Genomic DNA, 8351 nt, shown 5'->3' on the forward strand with positions numbered 1-8351 from the left:
CCGCACAGAGTTTATTGGACAACACTTGCGAGGAGTATCCCCTTCTGTTCGGCAGGTCCTCCGCCCTTTGCGAGCAGAAGACCTACTCCGCTCGGTCCTCGAGAGCCAATAGCTCGTCCACACTCAGGTTCCCCAGGCCCTCATCCTCGTCCCTCTTGAGAATCCGGTGCGCTACAACCAGGGGAATTCGCCTACTCGACTCTCCTTCACCCCTTTTAAGAACGAGCTCGGCACAGGGCCTTCCCTTGCCGAGCCTCGCCCTCTTATCTTCTGGGAGTCGGACTTCCCAAGCACTCACAAGCGCTACTCCTCTTTGGATCCGTCGGCAGGCTTCTCCACGGGCTCTCCAACACGTTCATCACCAAGCTCGAGGCCGCAGGCAACTCGAACCTTGTGGTCAATCTCGTCACGCAGATCGGGGTTCTCAGCCAGGAACTCCTTCGCCGCCTCACGACCTTGGCCAAGTCGCTCCGTCTCGTACGTAAACCAAGAACCGCTCTTGTCGACGACGCCGTAGTCGACTGCCATGTCCAGTATCGAGCCCTCCTTCGAAATGCCCGTCCCGTACATGATGTCGAATTCCGCCTGCTTGAAGGGGGGCGCGACCTTGTTCTTGACGACCTTGACCCTCACGCGGTTGCCGATTACCTCGCCATTCTTCTTAATCGAGTCAATTCTGCGAATGTCCATGCGCACGGACGAGAAGAACTTGAGCGCGCGACCACCAGGCGTCGTCTCCGGGTTGCCGAACATAACGCCGATCTTCTCGCGCAGCTGGTTGATGAATATGCAGGTAGTCTTCGACTTTGCAAGCGAGCCGGCGAGCTTCCTTAGTGCCTGGCTCATCAGGCGCGCCTGGAGTCCGACCGTAGTATCGCCAATCTCACCCTCGATCTCCGCGCGAGGCACGAGTGCCGCAACCGAGTCGACAACGACCACGTCAATCGCGCCCGAGCGCACGAGCATGTCGCAGATCTCGAGCGCCTGCTCTCCCGTGTCAGGCTGCGAGATGAGCACCTCGTCGATGTCCACGCCGATTCTTGCCGCATATCCAGGATCAAGCGCGTGCTCCGCGTCTATGAACGCCACGACACCGCCCATAGCCTGCGCCTCTGCCAGAATCTCCAGCGAGAGTGTCGTCTTGCCTGACGACTCGGGCCCGTAGATCTCGATGATTCTGCCTCGCGGCACACCACCGATGCCCAGAGCGGCATCCAAGGCCAGAGAACCGGTCGGGATGGCCTCGATCTCGAGGTCCGGGCCGTCGTCGCCGTACCTCATGATGGAGCCCTTGCCAAACTTCTTGATGATCTCGGACGTGGTCGCCTCGATCATCTTGTCACGCTCTTCTCCATAGGTCTTCTCATGAACCTCACGAACGGTGCCCTTAGACTTTGCCATCATGCTCCTCTCCCGCCTTTCCTCGCATACTATACGAACACCCGTTCTATGTCAACGGGCTGTATAGATGATAGGACGGCGCCCTGTAAGTTACTTTTCCTATACCTTGTTCGATTCTTCCGGCTGGCGTCGCCTTTACAAAAAACGGGGGCCAGGACATTCCCGGCCCCCCACTTCGGAAAAGTTTTCCTAGTCTGCTTCTGCGATGAACTTCCAAGACTTCATGAAGTAGTCGATACCAGACCACGCGGTCAGAATGACGGCAACGATGAGCAGGAAGTTGGAGAGCCCAAGGAGTCCCGTGTGGAACGCCCCTGCAGGCAGCGCACGGGAGAGCAGGATGCCGGAGATCGAGACCATGGTCGTGGCCGTCTTCCACTTGCCAAGGTTGCTGGCGGCAATTACCGTGCCCTTGGACGCGACTACCATGCGCAGGCCCGAGACGAGGAACTCGCGCGCGACGATAATGAGGAGCACCCATGCCGAAACCTCGCCTTGCTCGAGCAGGAAGCAAAGCGACACGATAACCACGAGCTTGTCCGCGATGGGGTCGAGGAACTTGCCAAACGTCGTCACCTCGTTCCTGCTGCGTGCGAGATAGCCGTCGAGCTTGTCCGTGAGCGAGAGCACGATGTAGAAGAGCGCCGCAAACAGCGCCGCACCAGAGAGCGACTTGCCATCGCTGGCACCGCAGAGCTCGGCAGCGGCCAGCCACACGGGGACAAAGATCACCCTGATTGTGGTGACCACGTTTGCCGGGGTCCAGATGCTTTTTTTGTTGTCTGACATATTGCTATTCTCCATCCACAATCTCGCCTACAAGCTCATAGCAGAACGAGTCGACCAGGTCCACAGTCACCACGTCGCCAACCGTGGCCTCCCCAGACTCAATGTGCACCGCGCCATCGCAGTCCGGGGCCTGGAACCACGTGTGACCTATGAGCTCGACGCCGTCGTCCGTCTCGTCCACGCCGTCGACAATAACCCTGACCCGCTCCCCAACATGCTTTGCGGTTGCGGAGAAGCCCAGCTCCTCGGCAACGTCGAGCAGCCGCTGTGCGCGGTCCATCTTAACATCCTCGGGCACCTGGCCATCCATCGTAGCGGCCTTCGTGCCGTCCTCGCGGGAGTACGGGAAGACGGACATGTAGTCGAACTCCTCCTCCTTGAAGAAGTCGAGAAGCTCCTCGAACTCCTCCTCGGTCTCCCCCGGGAAGCCGACAAGGCCCGTGGTCCTGAGCACCATGCCGGGAATCTGCTCGCGCAGCCTCGCGAAGAGCTCCCTGAGCTGCTCGGTGGAACCGCTCCTGCCCATGCTCTTGAGCACGCGCTCGTTGCAGTGCTGAATGGGGATGTCGATGTAGGGAAGCACCTCGTCCACGTCTCGGATGGTCGAGACGAGCTCGTCGGTCATGCCCTCGGGCTGAAGGTACAGTACGCGAATCCAGCCATGGTACGGTCGCACGACCTCCGCGACTCGACGGAGCAGGTACGAGAGGGTCTTCCCGCTGCCGAGGTCGCTGCCCCAGATTCCCGTGTCTTGGCCGATGAGGACTACCTCGCGGACGCCGCCCTCCATGAGCGAGCGTACCTCCGAGAGGATGTCCTCCTCGGAACGAGAGTGGTAGCGACCGCGGATGTAGGGTATTGCGCAGAATGCGCAGAACCTGTCGCAGCCCTCGCTGATCTTCACGAACGCGCTCGTTCCCTCGATGGTTCGCAGCGTCACGCCCGACTCGTCCTGCTCTTCTCGTCCGGAGACTCCGAGCACGCCATCAACGACGGACACGATGCCGTCCTCCTCGTCCGCCTTCACGAACGCGGAGACCTCCGGGAGCTGCTCGCCAAGGTCGTCGCCATAGCGGGAGGGCACGCAGCCGCACATGATGATGGGCTTGCTCCTCACGCCCGATTTTACCTCGTCGGCAAGGTCAAGCGTGGTGTCAATCGACTCTGACGTGGCGGATGCCAGGAACGAGCACGTGTTGATGATCACGACGTCGCAGCCGTCGACATCCTCCGCCTCGCCGTATCCGGCATCGAGGAGAAGTGCGCGCATGCGGTCGGTGTCGACCTCGTTCTTGGCGCACCCCAGCGTGACGAACAGACAGTTCTGTCCGTTTTCCGTGTCGGTGGTGGCGCTATCGGTAGTTTGTGAACTGGAGAGGCTGTCCATAATCCCTTTCCTTTAGAGCTGCTATCACGTTCTGCAGGACGTCCTTCGATGGGGAGCTCACGCGTAGCTTGTCGCCTTCGATCGTCGCCTTGCACTTGAGTTTGAGGTCGCGGATGTCCTTCGATATCGCCTTTGCGACGTCCTTGTCGATTCCCTGCACAAGGCGGGCCCGACGCCTGACCGTGGCACCGGTCGCGGGCTCCACGTCTCCCCAGGACAGGGCGCTCAGCTCGATTCCCCGCTTCGTGAGCTTTCCATTCAGCACGTCCTGCACCTGCCCAAGCACGAACTCGGACGGAGCTGACACCGTGAACGTCTCGTCCTTCCTCGAGAACTCTATGCTCGCGTTGCTCTGCTTGAGGTCGTAGCGTTGCGTGAGCTCACGGGCCGCCTGCTGGTAGGCGTTGTCAACCTCCTGCAGGTCGACGGTGGAAACGACGTCGAAGCTCGACTCCTTTGCCATGTGGTCTCCTCTCGTCTGCCAAGCGCGCCCAATCGGCAGGCCCGTCCGGCGTGGACTGCCAGCCGCGCCTAGGTGGTCGTTGTCGTCGTGGCGCCGGAATTCGTGCTGGTGCCTGAACTCGTGCTGGTACCAGTGCTCGTAGTGCCCGTGTTGGAGGTTCCGCCAGTCGTCGTCCCCGTGGTGCTGTTCGTGGTTCCGGACGTTGTTGACGTGGTGTCACTCGTGCTCGACGTCGTACCGTTCGTGGTCGACGTGGAGTTTGTGCTGTCAGACGAGCTCGAGTCGCTCGAGTCGGTACTCGTGACCTTGGTTCCCTGGATTGTGATCGACCCAACGCCCGCCGTCTTCGAGTCGAACTTCTGGATCTTTCCGTTCTTCTTTACCGTGACCGCCGTCGGGTTGCTCACCTGAATCGAGATGGAGTCCGTAACCGTGTAGGTCTTCTTCCACGACCCGGTGATCTGCTCCGCCACGACGCTCTTGCCGTCGCAGGTGATCTCGACCCACGAGACCTCTCCGCTGGCGACAGATACGCTCACCTTCGTGACCGTGTTCGCGTCCTTCTCCTCCTGGGCGGTCTTCTTTGCCGTGGCTGCCGCGGCAGCTGCCTCGGCCTCCTTCTTGGCAGTGCTCGAGCTGCTCGACGAGTCGTCATTGCTGCTCGAGCTCTTCGTGCTGGACGTGGAGACCGAGACGCTCTTTGTGGGGGTCGCGTTCTGGTTGCCCACGCACGAGCTCACGGACGCGATGATGACCACCGTGATGATGATGGCGGCGGCAAACACGGCGAACGCGATCGTCCTTCTTCCGTCCGAGAAGAACGCCTCCACGAGTCCCAGCAGCCCGCCGTGCTGCGGCCGCCTGCGACGGTCGCGCTCGGCACGCTGCCTCTGGTCGCGCCCGCGGCGCGAGGACTGCCGCCGGCGCACGTTGGGACGCTGCGGGTTGGCGATGTTTCGCGAGGACTGGCGGCCCGAACGCGTCGAGGCGGCCTCGTAGGGACGTGCGCCCTCGTACCTGAGGTCGTCAACGTACTGTCCCGGCACATCCTGGTATACGACGCTGTCGCGGCTCGATCTCTCGGCCTGGCCCTCGTTTCCCGTGTAGCGGGCGTAGTTTCCGTACTCGTCCGCCTGCCTCAGGTAGCGGCCCTGCCCCTGCGCTCCCCTGCGCCTCTCGCCTCGCGGCGCGACGTCCCTTGACGTGTAGCGACGCTCGGAGTCGTATGAGCCGCGCGGCACCTGGCGCCTGGCCTCGTAGGCATCCTCGATTGCTGGGCCTCGGTAGCCGACCTCGGTCGCGGGACCCTCGTACGAGGGGTATCCCCAGCCCTCCTGACGGTACGAGCCGCCGTCGTCCTGGTATCCCCTGCCATATCCCGCCTGCTGGCGCGGGGTGTACCCCGCCGCACGGTTGGCCTGGCGCTGACGGTAGTTCACGAGCTGCGTCGACCTCGAGTTCCTGGACCTGGGCGAGGACACCGTCGAGTACGTCGACAGGTCTCCCGCAAAGCCGCCCGAGGTGGGGAGAAGACCGCGGCTGCCGCGGTAGCCGGCTCGCCTCGACTCCTGGTCTCCCGGAAGCTCGTACACGGGCTCGTCTCCCCTGCCCCTGGCCGACCGGCGGGCCCTTGCACGCGCGGCCGCGCTCTGGCGCTCCCAGTCGTGCAGGTCGCGCGTGAACTGGTTTATGAGCTCTCGGGAGTTGATCCCGAGGTAGCGAGCGTAGCTCGACAGCATGCCCTGTGCGTAGCCGCTCTTCGGCATGGCGTCGAAGTCGCCCTCCTCGAAGGCGATGAGGACGTCCTCCTTGAGTCGCAGCACGTCCGAGGCCTGCTTTACGGAAAGGCCCAGCTGCCGCCTCCTGTCCACGAGCATCTCGCTGAAGCGAGGACGCGCCATGTGCTACACCTCCCGAAACTGTGCCTCGGCGGTCCTGAGCTCCTCAAGGCCGTCCTTGTCCAAAAGAACCTCGCGCGGCTTCGACCCCTCCGGGGGTCCCACCACGCCCTTGGACTCCAGCATGTCCATGATCCTTCCCGCCCTAGCGTAGCCCACCTTGAGCCGCCGCTGCAGCCCGGAGGTCGAACCCAGCTGAGAGTCCACAACAATCTGCGCGGCCTCCCAGACCAGCGGGTCATCGTCCTCGGCCACGTCGGAACGGCCAGTCCCGGGCTGTCCGGGCACCACCTGGGAGAGGATCTCGTTGTGGTAGTCGGGCTCCGCCTGGTCGCGGATGAACCCCACGACCGCCTCTATCTCGTCGTCCGAGGTGTAGCAGCCGAGCACGCGCTTGGGGGCGAGGCCGCGGTCCTTGAAGAGCATGTCGCCGTTGCCCAGCAGTCGCTCGGCTCCCGTCTCGTCCAGGATGACGCGACTGTCGATGCCCGAGGACACCTTGAGCGCGACGCGGCTGTCGATGTTCGACTTGATGAGTCCCGTCACGACGTTTGCCGACGGGCGCTGCGTCGCGATGACCAGGTGGATGCCGGCCGCGCGCGCGAGCTGCGCGATGCGGACGATGGAGGCCTCCACGTCCTTTCCCGCAGTCATCATGAGGTCGGACAGCTCGTCGATCACCACCACGATGTAGGGCATAGGCTCGGGCGGGTTGTCCATCTCGGACAGCTTGCCCGTCGTGCACATCTGGTTGTAGACCTTGATGTTCCTGGCGCCCGCGCGCTCGAACACCTTGAGTCGCCGCTCCATCTCGGACACGGCCCACTGCAGGGCGCTCGCCGCCTGGCGCGGGTCGGTCACGACCGGCACGTACAGGTGTGGAAGCCCGTTGTAGCAGCTGAACTCGACGCGCTTGGGGTCGATCATGATGAGCCGCACCTGCTTGGGCGTCGTGCGCATGAGGAGCGACATCACCATGGAGTTGATGAGCACGGACTTACCCGAGCCGGTGGTGCCGGCCACGAGCATGTGCGGCATCTTCGCGATGTCCGCCACGACGGGCTTTCCCGCCGAGTCGCGCCCGATGGCGACCTCGAGCGGGCCTCCCGTCGCGTACGGCAGGACGTCTCCCAGGTGCACGTTTGCGCGCTTGCTGTTGGGGATCTCGATGCCCACGTACGACGTGCCGCGGATGGGCGCGAAGATGCGCACCTTCTCGGCCGCGAGCGTGAGGGCGATGTCGTCCTCCAGGTTCTTGATCTTGCTGACGCGCTCGCCCTCGCCCATCTCGATGCGGAACGTGGTGACGAGCGGACCGCTCACGTAGTCCACGACGCGGCTCGTGAGGCCAAACTCGCGCAGCGTCCCCTGCAGGCGCTCCTTGGTCTCGTCCAGCTCCTCCTTGCTGGAGGCCGAGTTGGCGCTGTTGGGGTTGGAGCTCAGCATCGAGAACGGCGGCAGCTCGTAGTCCTCCGACCCGTCGCCCGGGCGCCTGACGTCCTTGGGAGCGGCAGCTCTTCGAGCCGCCGTCGACGCGGCAGCCGCAACCTGCGGGATGGCGGTCTGCACGGCGGGAGTCTCGCGCGGGCGAGAAGGACGTGCCGCCCTGGTCGTGGCATGCGCGCTGTCCGAAGACCCGCCCTTGCCGATGCCCGAGCCCTTGGCCTGCTTCAGGAAGTCCGGCACAGCAGGCTCCTCGGGCTTAACCGCGGCAGCGGTGGCGGGCGCCGTCTGCGTCGCGTCCACGGCTTCCGCCCCAGCCGCGTCGGCCGCGTTCTTCTCGCCCGCGGTACCCGCGGGAACGGCCTCGTCCTCGTCCAGGGGCGGATGCTTCTTGCGGCGCTTGAGGAGCGTCGTCTTGGCGTTTGAGAGGAGCGTCGTCGGTTGCTCCTCCTCGTCGTCGGTCGCCTCGGGTGCCACGTCTGCGGGAGCCTCGGCGCGGTTGCGCCTGAGGAGCGTCGTCTTGCGGCGGCCGAGCGGCTCCACGGCATCGCCGTCGTACATGTCTGCGGTCTCGTCCATCATGGCGGCCTGGCCGTCCATGCCGAGGTTCCTGCGGGCGAGTCGGTCCTGGCGCGCCGCCTCGCGGGACTCGGAAAATCCCTGCATGCGGTCGCGCAGCTTCTGCACGGCGTCAGAGAGCGAGAACCCGCAGACGATGCAGCCGGCGGCGATGACGCCCACGAGGATGACGTTGCCCACGGTGGCACCCACGGTCTTGAGCAGGCACCATGCGACGGCGCCGCCCACGTAGCCGCCGCGCGAGCCGACGGACTCCATCGCGATGACCAGGCCGGGGTTCGCCTCCGCGTTTGGCATGTTGATGCTCAGGATGCCCAGGATCGCCACGACCACGAGCGCGAGGCCCACGGCCACGCGCTTGCTGACGGGCTCCTCGTGCTCCACGAAAAAC

General features: G+C 64.0%; 6 protein-coding genes. All 6 read right to left on the bottom strand.

Annotation, left to right across the window (positions count from 1 at the left end; genetic code table 11):
- Window positions 1–303 precede the first annotated feature (303 nt).
- A complete protein-coding gene (gene recA / locus ACI38Z_RS08230) occupies window positions 304–1401 on the bottom strand; it encodes a recombinase RecA (RefSeq protein ID WP_439789715.1) in 1098 nt (365 codons plus the stop codon).
- A gap of 189 nt (window positions 1402–1590) precedes the next feature.
- A complete protein-coding gene (pgsA, locus tag ACI38Z_RS08235) occupies window positions 1591–2190 on the bottom strand; it encodes a CDP-diacylglycerol--glycerol-3-phosphate 3-phosphatidyltransferase (RefSeq protein WP_439789716.1) in 600 nt (199 codons plus the stop codon).
- Window positions 2191–2194: 4 nt separating this feature from the next.
- Window positions 2195–3577: a 30S ribosomal protein S12 methylthiotransferase RimO gene (gene rimO, locus ACI38Z_RS08240; protein WP_439789717.1), complete on the bottom strand. Its 1383-nt coding sequence runs from the start codon at window positions 3575–3577 to the stop codon at window positions 2195–2197.
- Window positions 3543–4040, bottom strand: coding sequence for a YajQ family cyclic di-GMP-binding protein (locus ACI38Z_RS08245; protein WP_439789718.1), 498 nt, complete (start codon window positions 4038–4040; stop codon window positions 3543–3545). Before ACI38Z_RS08245 ends, rimO begins: the two co-directional genes overlap by 35 nt.
- A gap of 68 nt (window positions 4041–4108) precedes the next feature.
- The gene (locus ACI38Z_RS08250) at window positions 4109–5941 is read right to left on the bottom strand and encodes a helix-turn-helix domain-containing protein (protein ID WP_439789719.1); all 1833 of its coding nucleotides are present in this window, start codon (window positions 5939–5941) and stop codon (window positions 4109–4111) included.
- Between the two features lie 3 nt (window positions 5942–5944).
- Window positions 5945–8351: DNA translocase FtsK (locus ACI38Z_RS08255; RefSeq protein ID WP_439789720.1), on the bottom strand; the 2407-nt coding region annotated here is incomplete at its 5' end.

It is taken from the genome of Parafannyhessea sp., assembly GCF_051876455.1.
Lineage (GTDB): Bacteria > Actinomycetota > Coriobacteriia > Coriobacteriales > Atopobiaceae > Parafannyhessea.

Excerpts from the sequence above, each read along its gene's own strand:
- rimO (WP_439789717.1), bottom strand. The coding sequence starts at position 3,577 with ATGGACAGCCTCTCCAGTTCACAAACTACCGATAGCGCCACCACCGAC.
- ACI38Z_RS08245 (WP_439789718.1), bottom strand. The coding sequence starts at position 4,040 with ATGGCAAAGGAGTCGAGCTTCGACGTCGTTTCCACCGTCGACCTGCAG.
- recA (WP_439789715.1), bottom strand. The coding sequence starts at position 1,401 with ATGGCAAAGTCTAAGGGCACCGTTCGTGAGGTTCATGAGAAGACCTAT.
- pgsA (WP_439789716.1), bottom strand. The coding sequence starts at position 2,190 with ATGTCAGACAACAAAAAAAGCATCTGGACCCCGGCAAACGTGGTCACC.
- ACI38Z_RS08250 (WP_439789719.1), bottom strand. The coding sequence starts at position 5,941 with ATGGCGCGTCCTCGCTTCAGCGAGATGCTCGTGGACAGGAGGCGGCAG.